Below are 22,102 nucleotides of genomic sequence, written 5' to 3'. Positions count from 1 at the left end.
GTAAATCAAATTTATGAGTAATCAAAATAATCAATCGACCGTAGGGCCAATGATCATCATATCATCCCTTTTTTTCATTTTTGGTTTTGTCACTTGGTTAAACTCCCTTTTAATCCCCTATTTAAGGATTGCCTGTGAGCTTTCCGAAGTACAATCTTACTTTGTGACCTTTGCCTTTTATATCGCTTACTTGGTAATGGCACCGGTATCCACTTGGGTGTTAAATAAATTTGGTTTTAAAAACGGGATGGCCGTTGCCTTGGGTATCATGGCCTTCGGAGCATTATTATTTATCCCAGCAGCATATACTAGAACCTATTTACTGTTCCTTTCTGGACTGTTTGTTATGGGTGGTGGTTTGGCTATTTTACAGACGGCATCAAACCCATATATCACAATCATTGGCCCTGTGGAAACTGCGGCTAAAAGAATCAGTATTTTAGGGATCTGTAATAAATTAGCTGGAGCAATCGCAACTACATTATTCAGCTACTTATTGAAAGTAGATGAAGTTGATAAACTTCAAAACGAGATCCTATCTTTATCACCTGCTGAAAAATCAACTGCCTTGGATAACATGGCTCTTGAGGTGGTAAATCCTTATATCGGTATTATAGTCGTATTGTTAATATTAGCCTTCTGGATATCTAAAACCCATCTCCCAGAGGTAAAAGGAGATGAGGAGGAAGATGCTCAACATCATAATTTAACTGAATCTAAGCAGTCTATATTCGATTTCCCGCATGTATTATTAGGCTTTGTTGCTCTTTTCGCTTATGTTGGAGTAGAGGTATTGGCTGGAGACACCATCATTGCTTATGGTAAATACTTGGGTATTCCTTTGGCAACCGCCTCATTCTTCCCTTGGATTACCATGTTATCGATGGTTGCTGGTTATATCATCGGTATCATCGCCATCCCAAAATATTTAAATCAAGAAACCGCATTAAAACTTTGTGCAATTCTAGGTATCATCATGACCATTGGTATTGTTTTCACAGATGGAATCTTATCATTGGCTTTGGTCGGCCTGTTAGGTTTTGCAAACTCGTTGGTGTGGCCGGCAATATGGCCATTAGCGTTGAAAGGTGTGGGTAAGTTCACGAGTGCTGCATCGGGTATTTTGGTGATGGGTATCGCCGGTGGAGCAGTAATTCCATTGTTATATGGACAATTAGCCCACGTAACTAATTCGCACCAAGCCTATTGGATCGCTTTACCTTGTTATCTATATATCCTGTACTATGCCGTTTCAGGGCACAAAGTCAGGAAAAAGACACATGCTTAAAATTAAGCAAGGCAATGGAGTTAGTGTACTAACTCCATTGTTTTTTTGAAGTTTTTCTTATCTTCGAATATTCTATTAAAATGATTATGAAAAAATTAGCATTAAGTATCCTTGTTGCGGCAGGGCTTGTATTGACGGCTTCACAAGCTGAAGCACAATTAAAGCTGCCTCAACCAAGTAGTACCCAGTTTATCCTACAGGATTTGGGAACCGAACAGATTAGTGTGGTTTATCAGCGCCCAAGTGCTAAAGGACGTGTTATTTTTGGAGATCTAGTTCCTTATGATCAAATATGGCGTACGGGTGCAAATGATGCAACCAATATCACATTCCAATCAGAGGTTATGATTGAAGGTAAAAAACTAGAAGCTGGTACCTATGCTTTATTTACCATCCCAGGAAAAGAGGAATGGACTATTGTTTTCAATACGAATGCAAAACAGTGGGGTGCTTATACCTACAATGCTGAAGATGACGTATTGCGTGTAAAAGTAAAACCTACAACATTAGAAAGTCCAGTTGAGACTTTCACCATTGAATTTGATGATGTTCATGAGCAATCTCTAGACCTATCATTAAGCTGGGAAAAAACAAAAGTTTCTTTCAATATCGCTGTAGATCAAAAAGAAGAGATCATGGCTGACATCGAAGAAGCCATGAAAGGTGATAAAAAACCTTACTTCCAAGCGGCTATGTACTATTTCAGCAATGATATTGATATGCAGAAGACTGTAGCTTGGATGAAAGAAGCTGATAAAGGAAACACCAAAGCGCCACATATCAAATATTGGAAATCAATTGTATTGGCGAAAGCTGGTGATAAAGCAGGAGCGATCAAAGCCGCTGAAGAAGGTTTAGCGATTGCAAAAGCGAGCAACAACCAAGAGTATGTGAAATTGAATACTCAAGCGCTAGAAGCAGCTAAAAAATAAATATTATTTTAAAAGAGAAAGCGGAGGTCGATAATACGGCCTCCGCTTTCTCTTTTATAAAATCTTCAGGTTTCTCTATTTAAGTGCATTAAATAAGATCTCTACCGGATGAAGCGCTCCAGTTCCCGTACCATCCATGATCTGATGTCTACAACTTGCTCCTGGAGCCGCAACCAAGGTCTGTTCAGACTTTCCGCGAACTGCCGGAAACAGCACCAACTCACCTATCTTCATGGATAACTCATAATGCTCTTTCTCATAACCAAATGACCCCGCCATACCGCAGCAACCAGAAGGAATCTCTTTAACCTTATAATTCGCAGGAATCTCCAAGATCTTTGAAACAATGGATGACAATCCCCATGCTTTTTGCTGGCAATGTCCATGCAAAAGTATGTTTTCTTCCTTCGAGACAAACTGGTTAGATGAAATATTACCAACCATATATTCTTCCCAAATAAACTCTTCGATTGTCAATGCAAATGGCGCAATCCTTTCCGCATCAGCGATCAAATGTTCATCCACAAGGTCGACATACTCATCCCTAAAGGTCAAGATGGTCGATGGTTCCACAGACACCAGTTTTGTATTAGAATTCAACCTTCCACGGAAGGTCTCCACATTCTTATTCGCTAATTTCTTGGCTTCACGGAGCAGGCCTTTCGATAATAAAGCTCTCCCTGAAAACGCATGCGGCACCATCAGCACCTCATAGCCTAACTTCTCTAGAAGAATGATAGCTTTCTTGCCAATTTCCACATCATTGAAATTGGTAAACTCATCACAGAAAAAGTAAACGGATTTGATCGGTTCTTTATGCCCAGAAAAAGGTTTATCCTTCCCTTGGAACCATTTCCTTAAGGTTTTCGAAGCAATTTTAGGGATGTGTCTTTCAGGAGCAAAGCCTAGAACATTCTTCACTAGACCTGAAGTCAGTTTTGACTCCACAACCCAATTATACAGGCCTGATATCGGCTGCATCAACTGCGTTAAAGTATCCACATGGGCTATCATTCTAGAGCGGAATGGAATACCGTGGCTATCGTAGTAAGCCTGAAGGAATTCGGCCTTCAACTTAGCCATATCAACGCTGGATGGGCATTCAGATTTACAGCCTTTACAGCTAATGCAAAGGTCCATGACCTCCTTGATTTCCTCATGGTCAAAAGGATTGGCCTTCTCCGAATTGGTCAGCATTTCGCGCAGAATGTTGGCTCTCGCTCTGGTCGTATCCTTTTCATCCTTTGTGGCCATATAGGAAGGACACATCGTACCTCCTGATAAATGCGACTTTCTACAGTCACCAGAACCATTGCACTGTTCAGCATGTTGTAAGATAGTCTGCCCCTTATACCTAAATACAGTCTTGATCTCTCGATTAGTTTGCCCAGGCTTATAGCGCAGGGAGCTATTCATCGAAGGGGTGTCCACTATCTTCCCGGGATTAAAGATCCCTTCAGGGTCCCAAGTATTTTTAATCTCTTTTAGCAATTGGTAATTATGCTCTCCGATCATCAGTGGTATAAATTCTCCACGCAATCGGCCATCACCATGTTCTCCACTCAATGAACCATGATACTTCTTAACCAAATGAGCAATCTCAAGAGCTATTTCACGAAACAATAGATTCCCTTCCTCAGTCTTCAGGTTGATAATGGGCCGTAGGTGCAGTTCGCCTGTTGCCGCATGGGCATAATGAACCGCATATAGATTGTACTTCGTTAAGATCTCATTGAAATCCTTGATATAGGCAGGTAGATCCTCCACATCAACGGCGGTATCTTCTATCACCGCAACGGGCTTCTCATCCCCTGGTACATTGCTCAACAAGCCCAACCCGGCTTTCCGAAGGTTCCAAACCTTCTTCTTATCATCTCCCAAAACCAATGGGAAGTGATAGCCTAGTCCATGGGCCAAAAGATCCTCTTCAACAGCCTTTACCTTGCTCAGGATTGCCTCTTGATCTTCCCCGTCATACTCCGCTATTAAGATTGCTTCAGGATCACCTTCCACAAAAAAGCGGTTCTTGGACTGCTCCAGATTACTCTTCGTACATTCCAGTATATATTTATCCATCAGTTCACTGACCAATGGATGGTGCTTCAACACGATAAGATTACCCTTTAGGGCATCTTCCAAAGAATTAAAATGAACGCAAAGCAACCCACTTGGATTTACCGGCAATGGATTGGCATGTACTTTTATTTCGGTAATGAATGCCAACGTACCTTCCGACCCACAGATCAGTTTGCAGAAATTAAAAGGTTCTTTCCCTGCTGTAAAAGGATCGGTTTCCAGAAGCATATCAACGGCATAGCCCGTATTCCTACGATGGATAGAAGGCTTTGGAAAGTTCTCACGGATCTGCTCCTGATTATGATAGTTCCCCAGCATACTGCGGATTTCATGATAGAGCCGCCCTTCTAAATCGGATTGCTTGCATTTGTTGTCAAACTCTTCAAAGCTCAACGCTTTAAAAGTTACTTCAGAGCCATCGCTCAGCAAGGCCTCGACCTCCAGTGTATGCTCTCTTGCACTTCCGTATATCAACGAATTGGATCCACATGAATTATTTCCAACCATACCGCCAATCATAGCACGGTTTGCCGTGGAGGTTTCAGGACCAAAATATAATTTATAGGGCTTTAAGAAAAGGTTCAGTTCATCGCGGATCACACCCGGCTGAACACGTACCCAAGATTCTTCTGGATTGACTTCCAGTATCTCGGTAAAATACTTAGAGACATCCACCACGATTCCAGCTCCCACGACCTGTCCTGCCAACGAGGTCCCTGCTGTCCTTGGAATCAATGAAGTCTTTTGTTCTCGGGCAAATTTAATAAGCAAAAGAAGGTCTTGCTTATCTTTGGGGTAAGCTACTGCAAGTGGCAACTCACGATAAGCAGACGCATCTGTTGCATACAACAGACGCATCTTTTCATTCCAATATAGTTCACCACTTAGTTGTTCCGAAAGCAGGGTTAACTGCTCTTCCATAAGTTATGATCCTTTAATTTGTGATGTATAGGTACTTTCAAATATTTTATCGGCATTGTTCGTTTCGAAGCCGTCACGACGATGCTCTCGCTTAATTTCCGCTTTGGCTAAATCTTTAAATTGGGGCAATACACTGCGTTCGGCAAATTCTACATAACTACCTGCAATTTCCAATGTTTTACCATCAGCAAAATTGGCGTCATACAAAGCTGAAACGGTACTGCTCTGTCTCAAGAGGTTATCATCGCTTGTTTTGATCTTGCCACCAGAAGTATTCAATTTAATGCCAATGCTTTCCAAAAATGCATTGAACTCTTCTAGGGTATTATATCCATCCTTCAACTCATGGATAGAGATGGTATAATGATTTAAATAATAGCGATTATAGATAACCCAAGCAGCATATTCACTCTCTGCAAGCAAGGTTTCATATTCAGTTGAAGTAGGTAGGTCCCATAAAGGCTTCTGCAAGAAGTCAGCCACTTGCTGTCCATTGTTCAAATCCAGCTGATCTACCGGGTCAGAAGTTATTGCAGCAGTATATTTCAGGATGATTTCTTGGGCAGCTTGGCTCAGTTCAGTTACCCTTAATTGGGAAACAAATATTCTAGGATAGCTATCCGCTGGGGGTGCATACCAATGTGCGTCTAGTTTCTTGCCTTCAAAATAATAGTAATCCATCTTTTTGTAGCCAAAAGAAAGGAAGATCTTCTCGAAGGAAGCAATTCCTAAATTCGGGACACCTAAAGTACGGAATGCAATATGGTCATTTACGATGTCAGCTTGTGATTGTACCACCCCACGCTCAAGCAGCGCTTTGGTGATCTTATCTACATCTGAAACATTCGCTCGGTAATGTTCAAACAAATCGTTCAACACTATATCAATAGGCTTTTTTTCGTCGAAATGCATAACAATGAATTTAGTCTTATAATTTGAATAAAGTTATCTAAAAATTATCAAACAAAAACTATTGTTCAGTAAAAAAGAGATAACAAAAAATATTATTCAGGAAAACTACAATTCTTCCGCTAAAATCTTCTCCAATTCCTCCGCGGTCAGGTTCATATTGATATTTCCATCCTTTGCGAAGGAAATCTCTCCGGTTTCTTCCGACACAATAACGGCGACAGCTTCTGACACTTCCGTAACACCGATTGCTGCTCGGTGCCTCAGACCAAACTGCGGCGGCAGATCTTCACTATCCGACAATGGAAGTACCGAACTCGCGGTCATGATCCTGTTGTCTACAATAATGACAGCACCATCGTGCAATGGGGAATTTTTGAAAAATATACTCTCCAATAATCTTTTGGAAATCGGCGCATCGATCACGGTCCCACTGGTTTGGTAATATTCCTCATCGAAATACCTTGAAAACACCAAAAGTGCTCCAGTTCTCGACTTGGACATATTCTGGCAAGCCTCTACGATAGGCTTGATAAATTCCACATTCTCTCTATGGGTAGATTTCTTACCACCAAAGATGGACCATAAGAACTTTTTCCGTCTCAGGGAGATATTTTTACCGATATGTAAAAGGAAGCGACGTATTTCCTGCTGGAAAACGACAATCAATGCAATGGATCCCACAGAGATAAATCCACCGAATATCTCGGTCAATAGGCGCATCTCCATCTGCTTTACAACTAGATAGATACCGTAAAACAAACCCACACCGATTAAGATATTTACGGCTATAGTCCCTTTGATCAAGCTATAGACATAGTAGATGATAATTGCCACGAGCAATATATCGATGAAATCCAGTAGCCTGAAGCCACTTAATAGATTGAAGTCCAAACCATCCATACTTCCTGCAATTTAAAAAATATTATCCATTGATGAACCTATTTAAAATCATAAAATGATAGGAATATGGCAGTGCAAAACAGTAAATTTGTAAAAAGGAGCTAAACTATGACTAAACTTTCTGTAAATATCAATAAAATCGCTACCCTGAGAAATGCCCGTGGTGGAAATGTTCCAAACCTTCTTGCTGCAGCCTTGGCTTGTGAGAAATTCGGCGCACAAGGAATTACCGTACATCCAAGACCTGATGAGAGGCATATCCGCTATCAGGACGTTTATGACCTAAAAGCTAATATCAGTACCGAATTTAATATCGAAGGCAATTGCCGCGAGCAGAAATTTATAGACTTGGTCCTTGCCAATACACCAGCACAGGTTACTTTGGTTCCTGATGAAGAAGGACAGATAACTTCAAACCATGGTTGGGACACCATCAAACATCGTGATTATTTGTCTGAAATGGTGAAGCTTTTCAAAGATCAAGGAATCCGAGTTTCCATCTTTGTCGATCCAGTGGAGGAATTGGTCGAGGCTGCCGCTGAAACCGGAACCGATCGTATTGAACTGTACACCGAAGCTTATGCAACCGATTTTACCAATGATCCGGAACAAGCAATCGAACCTTATGTCAAGGCCGCACTAGCCGCCCAAAAGGTAGGCTTGGGATTAAATGCAGGCCATGATCTTGACCTCAATAACTTACAGTATTTCCATCAGAACATCCCTGGTCTATTGGAAGTCAGTATCGGCCATGCCTTGATTTCCGATGCTCTGTACCTAGGTCTGGAAGAAACCATCAAAAGATACTTAGCTTGTCTGAAATAGAATAGACAAAGCCGCAAATAAAAAATGGGAGACAGTAATACTGACTCCCATTTCTATTTTATTTCGACCTTAATGAATCGGTCTAAAGATTCTATTCCATCTAATTTTGGACAGGAATGAACCATTTTCGTCCCAGCTCAACCAAGTAAACAAGGCTTTACCGACAATATGGTCTTCCGGCACAAAACCCCAGCCTCTCGAATCCAATGAATTATGGCGGTTATCCCCCATCATCCAATAGTAATTCATATTGAAAGTATAGCTGTCGGCTTTCTGTCCATTGATATAATAGCCATCCGATTTCTTTTCAAAAGTATTCCCTTCATATACTGAAATAGCTCTTTCGTACAATGGCACCGTCAATGAATCTAATTTCACGGTCCATCCTTTTTTAGGAACCTGGATTGGCCCAAAGTTATCATAGTTCCAAATGATCCCATTGGTATACATTGGGAAAGCTTGGAAACCTGGATTGGCATCCCCGGGCTCATAAACAATCTCTTTGAATTCTTTGATGTTAGACCATTTCTTCACTTCTTCAGCCTCAGATTTCGTCATGTGCATCGCATACTGACCCATACTTGGATCTGTATACAGCATGTCCATTTCGATACGCATATCCAACAATTTCTGCAGGTTAAGACCATTCGGATCAGTGATCACCAAATAGTTGGTTTGAAAATCCTCATCTGTAAAAGCAGGCTCTCCATTGACAAACAGTTTCGTGCGTTCCATGGAAATAACATCGCCTGGCATCCCTACACAACGCTTAATATAATTTTCTCGTTTATCGATGGGTCTATTGAATGGTGCATCAGCTTCCATTGGGTAGTTGAATACAACCACATCATTTCTTTTGATGTCCTGAAATCCCGGAAGTCTCTTATACGGGATTTTGATTGCTTCAGAATAAGCTTTACCCCCTGTGATAGGCATGGTATGATGCGCAAATGGAAATGCCAAAGGAGTCATCGGAACCCTAGGGCCATAGTTCAACTTACTTACAAATAAGAAATCACCAACCAAAAGGCTTCTTTCCATCGATCCAGTCGGGATCATATAAGCTTCAATTAAGAAGCCACGGATCAATGTAGCGGCAACTGTTGCAAAAATAATGGCATCTGCCCATTCCCTAGCTACTGATTTTTTATATGGATATTTCTTTTTGAATTCTTCGGTAGTGGACTGTCCTAGATATTTCACATTAGGATCTCTGCCCCACATCGGCAATACGATAAATGGAACTAAAACTGCAGCCGCATTTTCCCAAAATCTACGTTTCCCAAAAGATTTGATCAGGTTTAATAAGAGATCATACCCAATAAAGATATTTACAATCGGAACAAATAGCCACACTATCCACCAAGTTGGCCTTCCGACCAATTGCGCCATGACATATTGTGCATAAACAGGAACAAAAGCTTCCCATCCTTGCTTGCCTGCTTTCCTATACAATAAGTAAAGTCCGTAAGCAGAACCAATGATGTATATGGCTAAAATGATATACCACATATATTATTTATTAAAATCAAACATTTCAGTCACCTGATAGAACCCTTTTTTACCTAAAAGCCATTCAGCCGCAATAACCGCACCCAAAGCAAAACCTTCCCTGCTATGGGCAGTATGCTTAAATTCGATTTGGTCAACCTCTGAGCTGTACAGCACGGTATGGGTACCAGGAACCTCTTCTATCCTCAAACTTTCAATCAGCAATTCATTTGGTTTTGGAATAACTTCCTCGCCTGATCCCTCCACCGAATTGACCCAGGATTTCTTTTCATCACTGTTCTCCAAAATTCCTTCAGCAATGGTGATTGCTGTGCCGCTTGGCGCGTCTAATTTATGGATATGGTGGATTTCTTCAACCTGAACATCGTATTGTTTATAGGGATTGACTGCCTTTGCCAACATCTTGTTGATATGGAAGAAGATATTCACGCCAATACTGAAATTAGAGCCATATAACAAGGCTTGATCAGCTTCCAAACAAGTGTCTTTTACTTCGTCCAAATGTTCGTACCAACCGGTAGTACCAACTACTAATGGCAGGTTGGATTCAAAACAAAGACTGATATTTTCTAAGGCTGCATTTGGAGTACTGAAATCAATAGCCATATCTGCATCTTCCAGATCTTCGGAAGTAATGCTGTCCCTATTTCTTTCATCAACGATCAGAACCACTTCATGCCCTCTTTTCATGGCGAAGCGCTCGATCAGTTGCCCCATTTTTCCATAACCTAATAAAACGATTTTCATATAGTTAATTGGTTTTTATTTAATGGTAAAGGTCATTTTCAAACCCGGAGATACAAATCCATTTCCAGAAAAAGTACCCATCCCCGGTGTATAAGCGTAATTTGGAAGTAAAGTCGGTGAAACTTTAAAACTTAGATCATTGCTGATATTCCAACGGTTCTTTAAGATTGAATCCACATAGGCCTCAACCACGTTCAATCCGTACCAACCTACAGTCAGCAAGATCGTCAGATCTCGGTTCCTACGTCCATAATCTTTCTGTTGGACCAAGCCCTGAACAGTCCAGCTACTATTGATCCCTAAGGATTCATGATTGGAAGGCTGTCCAAATTCTTCCCGGTACTGTAACTCATTTAAGAACTCCTTATAGTACCATTGCCAGTAATTAAAGGTCAGACCTGCACCCACAAATCCTCCATAGATTACTGGAACTTTAATCCACCAAAGGCCTCCGTTGGTATATTGTCCCCAACCAGGTAATATCAAAGACCTTTTCCATGCTATCCTGGTCAATCTTTCGATTGCCAACCTTGCCGAATCCTTACGGATATCCTTATAATAAAATTTCTCGCGCTCCTTTTCAGCTTTTATTCTGGCTTTCCGTTCTGCGCGAGTCTCTTTTTTGACAGTATCTTGTGCCGCTTTCTTCAGAGAATCCTGCACTTGAACCATCTTCGTAGAGTCAGGAATGGTATCTTTCACTTGGCTTTTGAGGCAAGTAAAAGAAAAGATCATCCCAAAGAGCAGTAAAAATTTATACATTACCAGTCTAACAACTCTAAAATTCGGCTCAAATCATCCTCCGAATTAAAAGGAATCTCAATGGCTCCTTTTCCTTTCGTAGATTTCACGTTCAATTTTACACGAGTGGCAAATTTTGAAGCCAGGTCATCCTCAATCTTTTGATATTGAAAAGTCAATGGAGCCTCTTTCTTGCCCTTTTGCTTTTTATCCTTAGCTTGTTGAACTTCACGGACCAATTGCTCGGCCTTACGAACCGACAGTCCTTTTTCAACAATCTCTTTGAAAATAAATAATTGCTTATCGATCTCACCGACATTGATCAAGGCCCTAGCATGTCCCATGGATAAATCGCCATCACGGATTGCCGCCTGGATCACAGGAGGAAGTTTTAACAAACGAAGGTAATTGGTCACCGTAGAACGGTTCTTACTCACGCGGTCACCCAACTCCTCTTGTTTCAGACTACACTCTTCGATCATACGCTGGAAACTCAATGCAATCTCAATGGCATTCAGGTTCTCTCGTTGAATGTTCTCGATCAAAGCCATTTCTAGCATCTGTTGATCGTTTGCAGTCCTTACATAAGCAGGGATTTCGGTAATACCGGCCAATTTGGATGCTCTCAACCTTCTTTCACCAGAAATCAATTGGTATTCATTCTTTCCAATCTGACGTACGGTGATAGGTTGGATCAAACCTTGTACCTCGATAGACTCTGACAGTTCCCTCAGGGCTCCTTCATCAAAATCTGTCCTAGGCTGAAAAGGGTTGATCGATATCTGTTCTACTTTAATAAAGTTTATGCTACCGGCAGGAGAGCTCGGTGTCTTGCTCGCAGGAACATCGGCCGTCTTGTCTTTAGGACTGCTGATCACTTCTTGCTGAAGCAATGCCCCCAAACCCTTGCCTAATCCTGTTTTCCGCTGTTGTGCTGCCATACTATACTGTTACAGTTTGCTTATTCTCTTTTAATAATCCATTCTTCTCCAAAATCTCACGCGCAAGGTTCAAATAATTGATTGCTCCTTTACAAGATGCATCATGCATGATCACTGAAATCCCGAAACTTGGGGCTTCACTCAAACGTGTATTTCTCTGAATAATTGTATCAAACACTAAATCATGGAAATGCGTACGCACCTCTTCCACCACTTGGTTCGATAACCTCAAACGAACATCGTACATCGTCAATAATATACCTTCGATCTCCAGTTCGGTGTTCAATCTTGTCTGTACAATTTTAATCGTATTCAACAACTTACCCAATCCTTCCAATGCAAAATACTCACATTGTACCGGAATGATCACTGAATTTGAAGCTGTAAGTGCATTGATGGTAATTAGCCCTAAAGATGGCGAACAGTCAATGATCACAAAATCATAATCATCCTTCACTTCATCCAAAAGCCGTTTCATCTTATATTCACGCTCCTCCAGGTTGATCATCTCAATCTCCGCACCGACCAAGTCGATATGGGCTGGCAATAGATCTAAATTTGGAGTATCGGTGGCTTGTATTGCTTCTTTTGCTGTCACATCATTCACCAAACATTCATAAATGCTGGTTTTAATGGCGCGAGGATCAAAACCAATTCCAGAAGTGGAGTTTGCTTGCGGATCAGCATCCACCAACAAAGTCTTATATTCTAACACAGCTAAACTCGCAGCAAGATTGATGGAGGTGGTTGTTTTACCAACTCCTCCTTTTTGATTGGCTATGGCAATAATCTTTCCCATTGTGATTCCTCAATTTTTGAAAATAATGTCGACTGGCATTCTTCCCCTTCGATATGCAAATTAACATACCTTAATGATATTAGACACTTAAATGATGTTAAATTTGCTAATTTTGAAGCGAATCTCATTCTATCCAGTCAGGATGCTAAGATACGAAAAATAGATTTAGGTATTGATACCGAACGCTATTGCTTTTTACATGTAACATCAAACAATGAATTTAATTATCTCAGGCACAAATAGAAAACGTTCCAACTCATTAAAAGTTGCAAAATTTTATCAAAAGGAATTGTCAAAAAGAGGCGAAGAGTTTGAGATACTTTCCCTTGAAGATCTTCCTCTTGATATCATTGACACGGATCTCTATGGAAAACGCAGTGAAGCCTTTGCCGAGATACAGGAAAAAGTGTCCGCCGCTAAAAAATTCGTGTTTATCATACCTGAATACAATGGTTCCTACCCAGGTATCCTAAAGGTCTTTATCGATGCCTGCGCCTTCCCCGCCTCCTTCTACCATAAAAAAGCGGCCTTGGTTGGCGTATCGACTGGTAAATATGGGAATATCCGTGGAGTCGATCACTTTACTGGCGTCTGCAATTACATGCGGATGCATGTATTACCCTTAAAGATCCACATCCCTTTGATCCAGAACGAATTGAATTCAGAAGAAGAGTTCCAAGACCCCATTTCCTTGAAATTTATCATGGAGCAAATCGATGAAATTGAACGCTTTTAATCCCAAGCTCCTCTTTTAATTTCCTCTGTCAAATTTTCTTTATACTGGCCAATCTACTGGGTGGTCCAAAAATTTTATTGATTTTTATTTTTACATTTAATCCTTTGTAAAATTTTAAAAATCAACAACTATGTCGACCAACCCTATCAAATCCTTGGCAATCGTACTTTCATTAGCCTTGGCTTCCTGCAACCAAACTTCATCCGTAAAGGAAAGCTCAGTAACATCAGATTCTAGCATATTTTTCAACGCAAAGGACTTGACCGGATGGCATGTTTACAACCGTGGAAACATGGAATCCAAATGGAAGGTGGACAATGGCGAACTGATTTGCGACCCGAAGGCAAAGGGTGAATTCGGAGATCTGATCAGCGACAAAGAATATCAAGACTTTGAACTAGATTTTGAATGGAAAGTCAAAAAAGGAGGCAACAGCGGTGTTTTCATCAATGTCCATGAAGACAGCACCTATGCGGCAACCTTTGCCACCGGACTGGAGATGCAACTGCTGGACAATGCCAATGCCGAACCCAGACACCAAGTCGATTCGACTCACTGGGCGGGCTGTCTTTATTCAGTAGAATGCATTGGCAGCAACTCCAAACCAAACCCTTATGGCGAATGGAACAAAGGCAAGATCAAACAGCAAGACGGACAGGTGACCTTCTGGCTCAATGACAAGATTACCTTCCAAGACAGTATCAATAGCCCTGCATTCAAGCAAAAGATAGCCAATAGCAATATGAAAAACTATCCCGCTTTTGCTACCTATCCAAAAGGAAAGATAGCTTTCCAAAACCATACAGACTCGGTTGGTTTCAGAAATATCGTGATCAGGGAATTATAGCCCAGAATGACCAAAAGGAGCAATTTCTTTAATTAAATATTAACCCAGACGACAAAATATAATCCCAATGTCATAAAGGAACTATTATTTATAATCATTCTAAATAATACCTACTTTTACTCCAGCAAAGAAAACAGTTTCAATTATACAGAAGTCCTGTTTACCCGCATGAAAATAGGCATGCGGGTAATGCAGGCACAATAAAAAAACGGGATTGGCTATATATGGACAACTGTCGCCTAAGAATTCTCTCCAAACATGACCAAGGCTTCATCAGTATGCCGGAGGGTCAGAATATCATTCACCTTTGTTTCAATAATATTCTCATCAACTTTAGTAAAGAAGATTTCATTATGTTCCGAAAGATCGTAAAGGACATCTATGCAGACAACAGTCCTGTAGCTTTTCCAGATGGCCGAGAACGGATCCTCTTGAATAGCCCCTATTCAGGAATTAATTTCTCCTTTAACCACTTTGAAATGACTGAATTGGTCAGGTCCCTAGATGAGGCTTTTTACATGGAAAGAATCTATTCATTTTTGCAATAAGCAGGCTTCAAGAAGCTTCTTTCCTATATTCTCTCCTTTCCGAAGGTCAGCTCGTCCAGCTGAAAAACAAATTAATTATTTGGCTTTGAATAATTTGCCAATCCAGTAGCAAAAAATATCTATAAAATATTTTGTAAATCAGAATTAACACCTATATTTGCACACCGCAACAGGGAAAAGGAGAATTAGCTCAGCTGGTTCAGAGCATCTGCCTTACAAGCAGAGGGTCACTGGTTCGAATCCAGTATTCTCCACCAAAAAAGACCAAGCTCAGTTCATTCAGAGCATTCCGACTAAGGTCGGAACTGGTCAACAAAAAAAGGAGGCTTAGCTCAGCTGGTTCAGAGCATCTGCCTTACAAGCAGAGGGTCACTGGTTCGAATCCAGTAGCCTCCACTACCGAAAGAAAAGCATCAAGAAATTGATGCTTTTTTGCTTTACCCCTGTTTAGTTTCAAACCAACGAGCTAAAATAATGTTGCCCCTATAGGGCAATACAACTCCAATAAGTTTATTTTAACAGTGTCACCTTGAGAAACGAAAGGTCTCGGAACTCTACAAACCATGATTACATTTGCGGCGGTCAGGTTCTACAAAAAATGTTGCCCCCATAGGCAATACATCTCAAATAAAGGTTATTTTAACAGTGTCACCTTGAGGAACGAAAGGTCTCGGAACTCTACAAACCATGACAGCATTAGCGGCGGTCAGGTCCTACAAACAATGTTGCCCCCATGGCCAATTCATCTCAAATAAAGTTTATTTTAACAGTGTCACCTTGAGGAACGAAAGGTCTCGGAACCATACAAACCATGGTTGCATTTGCGGACAGGTTCTGCACCTTTCGGTGTAGAATGACAGGATCAAAGTGGGGAAAACCAGACAGATTCTTCACTGATCGTTCAGAATAGAAAATACCCAAGAGATGGATTCAGAGCGCAGCGAAGAATCTATTTCTTGTTATTTATAAGAAAACGGAGTCATTCCGAAATCGTAAGATGAGGAAACTATTTCAAATGAAGAGTGGAACGTTCCGAGACCCTTCGGGCTGGCCCTCAGGGTGACACGAAAAGGTTACAAAAAAATATTTCACCCCCGCTGGGGGTTGGGATTAGATCATATTCAAAGATAGCCCCTAGCCACTATCCTGACCTCATTCGAGACACATTCGGAATTTTCGCAATATGTCTCGAACATGCCTCGAATAAAACCCAAATCTCATCAACAAAAATCCCTTCAAAAACCTACACCTTTTCACAAGATTTACCCTGTAATCCACACAAAAATCTCCCTCCCTGGCAAAAATTTTCACCAAGTCTAAATACTAAATACTCTCTACTAAATACTACTAAACGCTAATCGTAAAACTTCCAGGATACACCAAACCTAAGGTTTGCAGGCGCCATTGGATAACGTCTTACACTGTAATACCCATTAGGGTAGACATGTTGGTTGACGAAGTTATAGCTTAAGAAAAGATTGACACGATCAATGTTTCCGGTAAACCATAGGTCGGCAATTGGATAAGTGGAGAATTCGATCCCTGCGTTGTCATTATAGAACTGCCCGGAGTTGATGGAATAGGAAGGCGTACGGAATGGGGTATTGAAGCGCACGTCCATCCCCAATCTAAAGTCCATAACATTGTATAGCTTATTTGCATAGTAGAAACTGTGCCAAGTATACAACTCAGGAGTCGCCAATACTGCCATCGCATCAGACTTTTGATAGACTACACGATTGTCCAAGTGGAATCGACGGAACTTGAAGTTCTGGCCGACGGTCAGTTTCAGAAGGTTCAGGTTTCCTTCTTGGGCAGGCAAGATGTTTCTAGCACCCAATATATTGTTGTCCGGATTTGGTACTTCTTTAAAATAAGTATAATTGTTGATCAAGAAATATTCAAGCTTACCATTGAAACCCAACTTCTCATTGGCATATTGGAAGGAAAGGTTTTGGGTCTTGATCTTTTCAAGATTCAGGTCTTCCTCTTTCCAAGAGTGGTAAGAGAGGTTTGCATTTTGGAATATCATCTCTGGCGACTTATTCTGGGAATAAGCACCGATTCTTAATTTCCCTAAGGTTTCATTCAAATGGATGTCTGCATAGGCCTCATATAGGAAATCACCAAAATTTCGTCCAACCACAATCTGGTTGGCGGTAAAGTTGACATCCACTTTGTCGGAAAACTTATAGCCTATGGCACCCTTCACCATGGAGTTTTGATAAAACTTGTTCAACACACTATCCGCATACCAGATCAGGTCGTTTTGGAAGCCCAGTTCGACCTTTGCCTCATTCTTGAGGTTTTTCCCTCGGAGATAGAAACTATAGGTAAAATCGTTGGAAATGGTTGTTATTTTGGTTGTATCCTCTACCCGCACCAGGTTGTTGAAAGGTAGGGCATTATAAAGATCCGCTTGGTTCTTGAAGAAGATAAATTTCTGTTGTCTGATACTGGAATTATGGGCAATGACATTCGTGGGATGAATTTCGGCATCAGGGCCATTTCCACTAACCGTATCGATCCTACCCATAAAATAGGATTGCCTAATAAAGAAGCCGAGGTCCTTCCATTTGCTGTACGGACGATTGGCCTGAATACCATCTAATTTCACTGGGTAACGAGAGGGCGAAGTATTACTGGAAGTATCCCTGAACAAGGTATCGTTCCTAACCGAACCGTTCTCTGTCGCATCTAGGGTATTGAAGGTAAAGTTGGACAAGAGGTTGTACCTTTTGCTCGGGGATTCGTACCAAGCGAATACGGCTCCTTTTCGATCACTATATTGTTGGTTATTATAAAACCCGTCGGTATTGGTAGCATGGTATTCTGCACCTATATTCAGGTGGGGATTGATATTCTGCGCCAATTTAGCTCGAAAGACTTGATCGTCGAAGAAGAAACCAACAGCATATAGTTCCGAATACCGAGCTCGAGCACGGTAGTACTGGATAGAATCCGAATGCAGGAGGTATCGTTCCATGGCATGGTAGCCCGATTGAAAACCAATGGTCTTATTTGGGTTGAACAACAAATCACGAGTCGCCAAGCCATAAGAACCCAGGTTGATGGATGGATCCCAAGGGAGGTTCTGTTTATTGTAATATTGGAAATTGACATGGGAAGTATCGATCTGAAAGGTCTTGGTTCCCTGTTTCATTGTTTTCAGGTTGGTAAACCTAACGTATTTAGCCGTGAAGATCACCGAGTCTTTCTTATTATCCTCTGCATTACGCGCAGAATCCAATGCAGAACTGAACTCATCTTCAGTCTGGGCGTATAGTTTAGGAACAAGGCTAAACAACAACAATACAAACAATAACCTTCTTAGCATACTCAAATCAGGAACGGTACAAAATTTATGCCCTCAAAAATAGCGCAAAAAACCAAAATTATTGCAATGCAATCAATTCTTTTAAAATACTTGTCATTTTTGGTTCTGCCTGAGCAGCGACTTCCACTATTTCTTTGAGCGACACCGGTCTTAAATTCGGGTGGAAACCTTCATCTGTGATCACTGAAATCGCAAAAACAGGCAAGCCCATATGGTTGGCTACGATCACTTCAGGAACCGTACTCATCCCAACGATATCACCACCGATAATGCGCATATAACGGTACTCTGCCCTGGTTTCAAGATTAGGCCCCGGTGCCGAAACATAAACCACTTTATGCGTCCTATACCCTAGGTTACTGGCGATCTCCATGCCCTGTTCTATCATTTTGAAATTATAGGGCTGGCTCATATCTGGGAAACGAGGACCTAGATCCTCATCGTTGGTACCCCTTAATGGATTGTCTGGAAGTAAGTTGATATGGTCTTCGATAATGCCGATATCGCCTTTGCGGATATCAGGGTTTAAGGAACCTGAAGCATTGGACACAAATAGTTTTTGGATACCTAGACCTTTCATCACACGAACCGGGAAAGTGATCTCCTGCATGCTGTAACCTTCATAATAATGGAGTCTACCTTGCATGGCTACCACCTTACGGCCATTGAGGGTTCCAAAGATCAATTTTCCGGTATGGAATTCAACGGTAGAAATGGGGAAATTGGGAATATTGGAATACATCATTTGAAATTCCACTTCAATTTCCTCAACAAGTTTTCCAAGGCCTGTGCCTAAGATAATTCCGAATTCTGGGGTGAAATCGCCGATTTTACGACGGATAGATTGGATAGATTCTTCAATCATTTGATACATGTGTGCAAAAAAACTAGTTAATCAAACTTACTGTTATTTTTTTGCACACACAAATCAAAGGAATAGGCTTACTTTACAGCTGTCATGGGCTTTCTAACTTTCCCTGGGGAAGTTAACCATAACAAGATAAAGGTTGTCAAGCCATTATATACGATTAGTTCGAAACCGATTTTATATTCAGTCATCGGTAATAAGTAGGTCGTCAACAAGTACATCAATATCGGCGACACTACACAGATATAAGGTACAAGGTTATCCTTGACACGCATCTTGGTCAGGATACCGAAAGAGAACAAACCTAACAATGGACCATAGGTATATCCCGCAATTTTGAAGATCGCTGAAACTACAGATTCATCGTTGATGACATGGAACAACAAAATAACCAATAACATGACGATGGAGAATGCAAAGTGTACATAGTTACGTTGTTTGACCAATTTGGGATCATTAGGATTTTCTTTTTTATTGAAGTTCAAGAAATCCACACAATAGGATGTGGTCAAAGCCGTCAAAGCAGAATCCGTTGTTGCAAAAGTTGCTGCCGTCAGACCCATCATAAAGATAATTCCAGGCACAATGGACAGGTGTCTCAATGCGATTTCAGGGTACAGGTAATCCGACTTGCCAAGATCAGCAATATTGATTCCGTTTGCATCGGCATAGAAATATAAAAGGGCACCTACCGCTAAGAAGAATAAATTGATCACCACAAAGATACCAGTAAAGGTCATCATATTGGTTTGAGCTTCCTTAATGGTTTTCATGCTCAGGTTTTTCTGCATTAGATCCTGATCAAGTCCGGTCATGGCAATAGTCACGAAGATACCGCCGATCACATGTTTCCAGATATTCCTTGGATCACCCAATAAGTTCTCCCAAATGAACACCTTAGAATAGGTACTTTCTTTAACCTTTTCGAATGCCTCCGTTACGGTCCAACCTAAGCCGTCTGCCATAAAATAGATGGACAAGACTACAGCTAAAAGCAGGAAAGTTGTCTGTAAAGTATCGGTAATAATAATAGTCTTTAATCCGCCTTTATTGGTATACAACCAAATAAGAATAAGACAGACTGCCACTGTTAAGATGAATGGCACATTCCAAGCATCGAAAATATAGCGCTGTAAGACAATGGCAACGAGATATAACCTAAATGCAGATCCGATGGTCCTGGAGATCAAAAAGATCATAGCTCCGGCTTTATAACTTTTGTGGCCTAAACGTTCTTCCAAATAGGTATAGATGGAAGTTAGGTTCATGCGGTAATAAAGTGGCAACAAGACATAGGCGATGATAATGAAGCCAATGGCATTCCCGAGGACAAATTGGAAATAACTGAAATTATTGGGATCGCTCAGGCCTGCAGGCGTATTGCCCACATCACCGGGAACCGAAATAAAGGTAACTCCCGATAGGGCGGTACCGATCATACCAAAGGCAACCATGTACCATTTGGCATTTCTGTTTGCGACAAAGAACGTGGAGTTATCTGAGGAATTCCTGGATGTAAAATAAGCTACAGCCAAAAGGAGCCCAAAATAAACCACAATAAAAGTTAGCAGGATAATTGGTGACATAGGTAGATCTAAATTTTATTTATTAAGGTTAAAATTATCGATCGCTTTTCGAACATTTCCGAATTCTTCGATCAGTGCGGTTGCAGTCTCTTCGTCAGTTCCGGTTTCCGCCATCACCATACGAACCCCTCTTCCGACCAATTTATGGTTAGAAAGCTGCATATCGACCATTTTATTTCCTTTAACTCTTCCTAATTGGATCATGACAGCAGTGCTGATCATGTTCAATACAAGCTTTTGAGCAGTCCCAGCTTTCATACGCGTAGAACCCGTCACAAATTCAGGGCCCACGATCACTTCAATAGGGTATTTTGCGCGAGCAGCGATCGGTGAGTTTCCATTACAAACCAAGCAACCGGTTGCAATGCCTAATTCATTAGCTTTATCAAGTCCGCCGATAACATAAGGTGTGGTTCCAGATGCGGCTATTCCAAGGACAAAGTCGTTTTCATTGATGGCGTATTCTTCTAGGTCTTTCCAAGCTTGTTCAACATCATCTTCAGCGAATTCTACCGCTTTACGGATCGCAGTATCACCTCCGGCGATCAATCCGATCACCCAGTCAAAAGGCACACCATAAGTAGGAGGACATTCAGAAGCATCTAGAATTCCCAAACGACCCGAAGTACCGGCACCGATATAGAACAATCGACCACCAGCTTTCATGCGGTCTGCAACAACCTTCACTAGGGCTTCGATTTGAGGGATAACCTTTTCAACTGCCAACGGCACTGTTTTATCTTCATTATTAATATTGGTCAGGATCTCAAGAACCGACATCTTATCTAGGTCTTGATAGTTGGAATCTTTCTCCGTGGTGTTGATCATAGCCTTCAGCATTTGCAATACATTCAATAACTTTTCGTAAATATGCGACTTTTTGCTAAAAAACGCAAAAACACGCAGGTTAATTTTATATCTCGTCGAGTGGGACGAATTTATAATTTTTATTCTTCAATAAATCAATTAACCTTTCTAATTGATTAAATAATTTATCTTCTCTTTTAGGGTCTGTGCCGAGGTGAACAATAATCTGGAATCCATTTAGTCCATTGCTCTGTTCATACTCAGTTAATTGTTTCAGAATCCCTTCTGAGGACAGATACCTTGTACCCATTTCAGGATAAGTGTAATCTGCCGCTGTTCTTAAACCTGGAGTAAAATTATACAGGTCCATGCCTAATTCCTTCGTCCAGGCTGCAATTTGCTTATTGTACCATTCATATGGAGCAACAAATTTGTCCATTCTCTTGATACCGATTGCATGGAGCTTGCCTAAGTTTACCTGTAAATCATTGACAAACTCCGTTTTAGATAGCAAAAGGCTATCTCTATTCTCCCAAGGTGCATACAATAGATGTTGGTCAGAATGTGGACCTACATAATGTCCTTGGCGATATAATTTGTAGAGCAACTTTGCCGATTTCTGATCTTCCAGAAATCTTCCTGTAACAAAAAAGCTCCCTTTTACTTTTTCTTTTTCGAGTGTTTCTGCAACTGTTTGCAGTCCTTCCCTGAATTCGTCACCCGTAAAAATCAAGCTGACCTGCCTTTTACTGGTATCGCCCCTAATGATGGCGCCTTGT

19 protein-coding genes and 2 tRNA genes are annotated in these 22,102 nt (G+C 41.1%); 8 read left to right on the top strand and 13 right to left on the bottom strand.

Features of this window, described 5'->3' with window-relative positions; genetic code table 11:
• Nucleotides 1-13: 13 nt before the first annotated feature.
• Complete coding sequence (locus tag ACK2WI_RS13815) at nt 14-1,288, top strand: sugar MFS transporter (RefSeq protein ID WP_409151389.1); 1,275 nt, start codon at nt 14-16, stop codon at nt 1,286-1,288.
• Nucleotides 1,289-1,374: 86 nt separating this feature from the next.
• Nucleotides 1,375-2,220, top strand: a complete 846-nt coding sequence (locus ACK2WI_RS13810; protein WP_093101619.1) for a DUF2911 domain-containing protein — start codon at nt 1,375-1,377, stop codon at nt 2,218-2,220.
• Between the two features lie 75 nt (nt 2,221-2,295).
• Here ACK2WI_RS13810 and ACK2WI_RS13805 read toward each other — a convergent pair whose 3' ends face one another.
• The 3 genes from ACK2WI_RS13805 to cdaA all read right to left on the bottom strand — a co-directional run bounded on the left by ACK2WI_RS13805 (nt 2,296) and on the right by cdaA (nt 7,029).
• Nucleotides 2,296-5,217 (bottom strand): FAD-binding and (Fe-S)-binding domain-containing protein, encoded by a 2,922-nt coding sequence (locus ACK2WI_RS13805; RefSeq protein WP_409151388.1) that lies wholly within the window; start codon nt 5,215-5,217, stop codon nt 2,296-2,298.
• Between the two features lie 3 nt (nt 5,218-5,220).
• On the bottom strand, nt 5,221-6,129 hold the full coding sequence (locus tag ACK2WI_RS13800; RefSeq protein WP_409151387.1) for a DUF1338 domain-containing protein: 909 nt from the start codon (nt 6,127-6,129) through the stop codon (nt 5,221-5,223).
• Between the two features lie 105 nt (nt 6,130-6,234).
• On the bottom strand, nt 6,235-7,029 hold the full coding sequence (gene cdaA / locus ACK2WI_RS13795; protein ID WP_169918969.1) for a diadenylate cyclase CdaA: 795 nt from the start codon (nt 7,027-7,029) through the stop codon (nt 6,235-6,237).
• A 108-nt stretch (nt 7,030-7,137) separates the two neighbouring features.
• Between cdaA and ACK2WI_RS13790 the strand changes: the two genes are divergently transcribed.
• Nucleotides 7,138-7,854 carry a pyridoxine 5'-phosphate synthase gene (locus ACK2WI_RS13790; protein ID WP_409151386.1) on the top strand — a complete coding sequence of 239 codons (717 nt, stop codon included), beginning with the start codon at nt 7,138-7,140 and terminating at the stop codon, nt 7,852-7,854.
• A 69-nt stretch (nt 7,855-7,923) separates the two neighbouring features.
• Here the strand turns inward: ACK2WI_RS13790 and lepB are convergent, their stop codons facing one another.
• From lepB to ACK2WI_RS13765, 5 genes are read right to left on the bottom strand one after another with little or no spacing between them, the layout of a single operon-like run.
• Complete coding sequence (lepB, locus tag ACK2WI_RS13785) at nt 7,924-9,366, bottom strand: signal peptidase I (RefSeq protein WP_093101587.1); 1,443 nt, start codon at nt 9,364-9,366, stop codon at nt 7,924-7,926.
• A gap of 3 nt (nt 9,367-9,369) precedes the next feature.
• On the bottom strand, nt 9,370-10,113 hold the full coding sequence (dapB, locus tag ACK2WI_RS13780) for a 4-hydroxy-tetrahydrodipicolinate reductase (protein ID WP_093101585.1): 744 nt from the start codon (nt 10,111-10,113) through the stop codon (nt 9,370-9,372).
• 15 nt (nt 10,114-10,128) lie between these two features.
• Nucleotides 10,129-10,875, bottom strand: a complete 747-nt coding sequence (locus tag ACK2WI_RS13775) for a DUF5683 domain-containing protein (protein ID WP_093101584.1) — start codon at nt 10,873-10,875, stop codon at nt 10,129-10,131.
• Nucleotides 10,875-11,795, bottom strand: coding sequence for a ParB/RepB/Spo0J family partition protein (locus ACK2WI_RS13770; protein ID WP_093101582.1), 921 nt, complete (start codon nt 11,793-11,795; stop codon nt 10,875-10,877). The genes ACK2WI_RS13775 and ACK2WI_RS13770 overlap by 1 nt, the downstream gene beginning before the upstream one ends.
• A gap of 1 nt (nt 11,796) precedes the next feature.
• On the bottom strand, nt 11,797-12,594 hold the full coding sequence (locus ACK2WI_RS13765; protein WP_093101580.1) for a ParA family protein: 798 nt from the start codon (nt 12,592-12,594) through the stop codon (nt 11,797-11,799).
• Between the two features lie 214 nt (nt 12,595-12,808).
• Between ACK2WI_RS13765 and ACK2WI_RS13760 the strand changes: the two genes are divergently transcribed.
• The 5 genes from ACK2WI_RS13760 to ACK2WI_RS13740 all read left to right on the top strand — a co-directional run bounded on the left by ACK2WI_RS13760 (nt 12,809) and on the right by ACK2WI_RS13740 (nt 15,121).
• Nucleotides 12,809-13,330 carry an NAD(P)H-dependent oxidoreductase gene (locus ACK2WI_RS13760; protein WP_312697993.1) on the top strand — a complete coding sequence of 174 codons (522 nt, stop codon included), beginning with the start codon at nt 12,809-12,811 and terminating at the stop codon, nt 13,328-13,330.
• A gap of 130 nt (nt 13,331-13,460) precedes the next feature.
• The gene (locus tag ACK2WI_RS13755; protein ID WP_409151385.1) at nt 13,461-14,177 is read left to right on the top strand and encodes a DUF1080 domain-containing protein; all 717 of its coding nucleotides are present in this window, start codon (nt 13,461-13,463) and stop codon (nt 14,175-14,177) included.
• A 224-nt stretch (nt 14,178-14,401) separates the two neighbouring features.
• The gene (locus tag ACK2WI_RS13750) at nt 14,402-14,725 is read left to right on the top strand and encodes a DUF6686 family protein (RefSeq protein ID WP_093101576.1); all 324 of its coding nucleotides are present in this window, start codon (nt 14,402-14,404) and stop codon (nt 14,723-14,725) included.
• 179 nt (nt 14,726-14,904) lie between these two features.
• Nucleotides 14,905-14,982: transfer RNA gene (locus ACK2WI_RS13745), tRNA-Val, on the top strand.
• Nucleotides 14,983-15,046: 64 nt separating this feature from the next.
• Nucleotides 15,047-15,121: transfer RNA gene (locus ACK2WI_RS13740), tRNA-Val, on the top strand.
• 958 nt (nt 15,122-16,079) lie between these two features.
• Here the strand turns inward: ACK2WI_RS13740 and ACK2WI_RS13735 are convergent.
• The 5 genes from ACK2WI_RS13735 to ACK2WI_RS13715 all read right to left on the bottom strand — a co-directional run bounded on the left by ACK2WI_RS13735 (nt 16,080) and on the right by ACK2WI_RS13715 (nt 22,056).
• Complete coding sequence (locus tag ACK2WI_RS13735; RefSeq protein ID WP_409151384.1) at nt 16,080-18,062, bottom strand: putative porin; 1,983 nt, start codon at nt 18,060-18,062, stop codon at nt 16,080-16,082.
• Between the two features lie 58 nt (nt 18,063-18,120).
• Nucleotides 18,121-18,936, bottom strand: a complete 816-nt coding sequence (locus ACK2WI_RS13730) for a purine-nucleoside phosphorylase (RefSeq protein ID WP_093101247.1) — start codon at nt 18,934-18,936, stop codon at nt 18,121-18,123.
• 68 nt (nt 18,937-19,004) lie between these two features.
• Nucleotides 19,005-20,516 carry a sodium:solute symporter gene (locus ACK2WI_RS13725; RefSeq protein WP_093101245.1) on the bottom strand — a complete coding sequence of 504 codons (1,512 nt, stop codon included), beginning with the start codon at nt 20,514-20,516 and terminating at the stop codon, nt 19,005-19,007.
• Between the two features lie 15 nt (nt 20,517-20,531).
• Nucleotides 20,532-21,356: an N-acetylmuramic acid 6-phosphate etherase gene (gene murQ / locus ACK2WI_RS13720; protein WP_093101243.1), complete on the bottom strand. Its 825-nt coding sequence runs from the start codon at nt 21,354-21,356 to the stop codon at nt 20,532-20,534.
• Nucleotides 21,357-21,429: 73 nt separating this feature from the next.
• Nucleotides 21,430-22,056 (bottom strand): polysaccharide deacetylase family protein, encoded by a 627-nt coding sequence (locus ACK2WI_RS13715; RefSeq protein WP_409151383.1) that lies wholly within the window; start codon nt 22,054-22,056, stop codon nt 21,430-21,432.
• Between the last annotated feature and the right edge of the window lie 46 nt (nt 22,057-22,102).

The sequence above is a fragment of the Sphingobacterium sp. BS-2 genome (assembly GCF_046161205.1).
GTDB lineage: Bacteria > Bacteroidota > Bacteroidia > Sphingobacteriales > Sphingobacteriaceae > Sphingobacterium > Sphingobacterium mizutaii.
This window is presented reverse-complemented; position numbering and strand designations above follow the sequence as displayed.

Excerpts from the sequence above, each read along its gene's own strand:
- ACK2WI_RS13815 (WP_409151389.1), top strand. The coding sequence starts at position 14 with ATGAGTAATCAAAATAATCAATCGACCGTAGGGCCAATGATCATCATA.
- ACK2WI_RS13810 (WP_093101619.1), top strand. The coding sequence starts at position 1,375 with ATGAAAAAATTAGCATTAAGTATCCTTGTTGCGGCAGGGCTTGTATTG.
- ACK2WI_RS13805 (WP_409151388.1), bottom strand. The coding sequence starts at position 5,217 with ATGGAAGAGCAGTTAACCCTGCTTTCGGAACAACTAAGTGGTGAACTA.
- ACK2WI_RS13800 (WP_409151387.1), bottom strand. The coding sequence starts at position 6,129 with ATGCATTTCGACGAAAAAAAGCCTATTGATATAGTGTTGAACGATTTG.
- cdaA (WP_169918969.1), bottom strand. The coding sequence starts at position 7,029 with ATGGATGGTTTGGACTTCAATCTATTAAGTGGCTTCAGGCTACTGGAT.
- ACK2WI_RS13790 (WP_409151386.1), top strand. The coding sequence starts at position 7,138 with ATGACTAAACTTTCTGTAAATATCAATAAAATCGCTACCCTGAGAAAT.
- lepB (WP_093101587.1), bottom strand. The coding sequence starts at position 9,366 with ATGTGGTATATCATTTTAGCCATATACATCATTGGTTCTGCTTACGGA.
- dapB (WP_093101585.1), bottom strand. The coding sequence starts at position 10,113 with ATGAAAATCGTTTTATTAGGTTATGGAAAAATGGGGCAACTGATCGAG.
- ACK2WI_RS13775 (WP_093101584.1), bottom strand. The coding sequence starts at position 10,875 with ATGTATAAATTTTTACTGCTCTTTGGGATGATCTTTTCTTTTACTTGC.
- ACK2WI_RS13770 (WP_093101582.1), bottom strand. The coding sequence starts at position 11,795 with ATGGCAGCACAACAGCGGAAAACAGGATTAGGCAAGGGTTTGGGGGCA.
- ACK2WI_RS13765 (WP_093101580.1), bottom strand. The coding sequence starts at position 12,594 with ATGGGAAAGATTATTGCCATAGCCAATCAAAAAGGAGGAGTTGGTAAA.
- ACK2WI_RS13760 (WP_312697993.1), top strand. The coding sequence starts at position 12,809 with ATGAATTTAATTATCTCAGGCACAAATAGAAAACGTTCCAACTCATTA.
- ACK2WI_RS13755 (WP_409151385.1), top strand. The coding sequence starts at position 13,461 with ATGTCGACCAACCCTATCAAATCCTTGGCAATCGTACTTTCATTAGCC.
- ACK2WI_RS13750 (WP_093101576.1), top strand. The coding sequence starts at position 14,402 with ATGGACAACTGTCGCCTAAGAATTCTCTCCAAACATGACCAAGGCTTC.
- ACK2WI_RS13735 (WP_409151384.1), bottom strand. The coding sequence starts at position 18,062 with ATGCTAAGAAGGTTATTGTTTGTATTGTTGTTGTTTAGCCTTGTTCCT.
- ACK2WI_RS13730 (WP_093101247.1), bottom strand. The coding sequence starts at position 18,936 with ATGTATCAAATGATTGAAGAATCTATCCAATCTATCCGTCGTAAAATC.
- ACK2WI_RS13725 (WP_093101245.1), bottom strand. The coding sequence starts at position 20,516 with ATGTCACCAATTATCCTGCTAACTTTTATTGTGGTTTATTTTGGGCTC.
- murQ (WP_093101243.1), bottom strand. The coding sequence starts at position 21,356 with ATGCTGAAGGCTATGATCAACACCACGGAGAAAGATTCCAACTATCAA.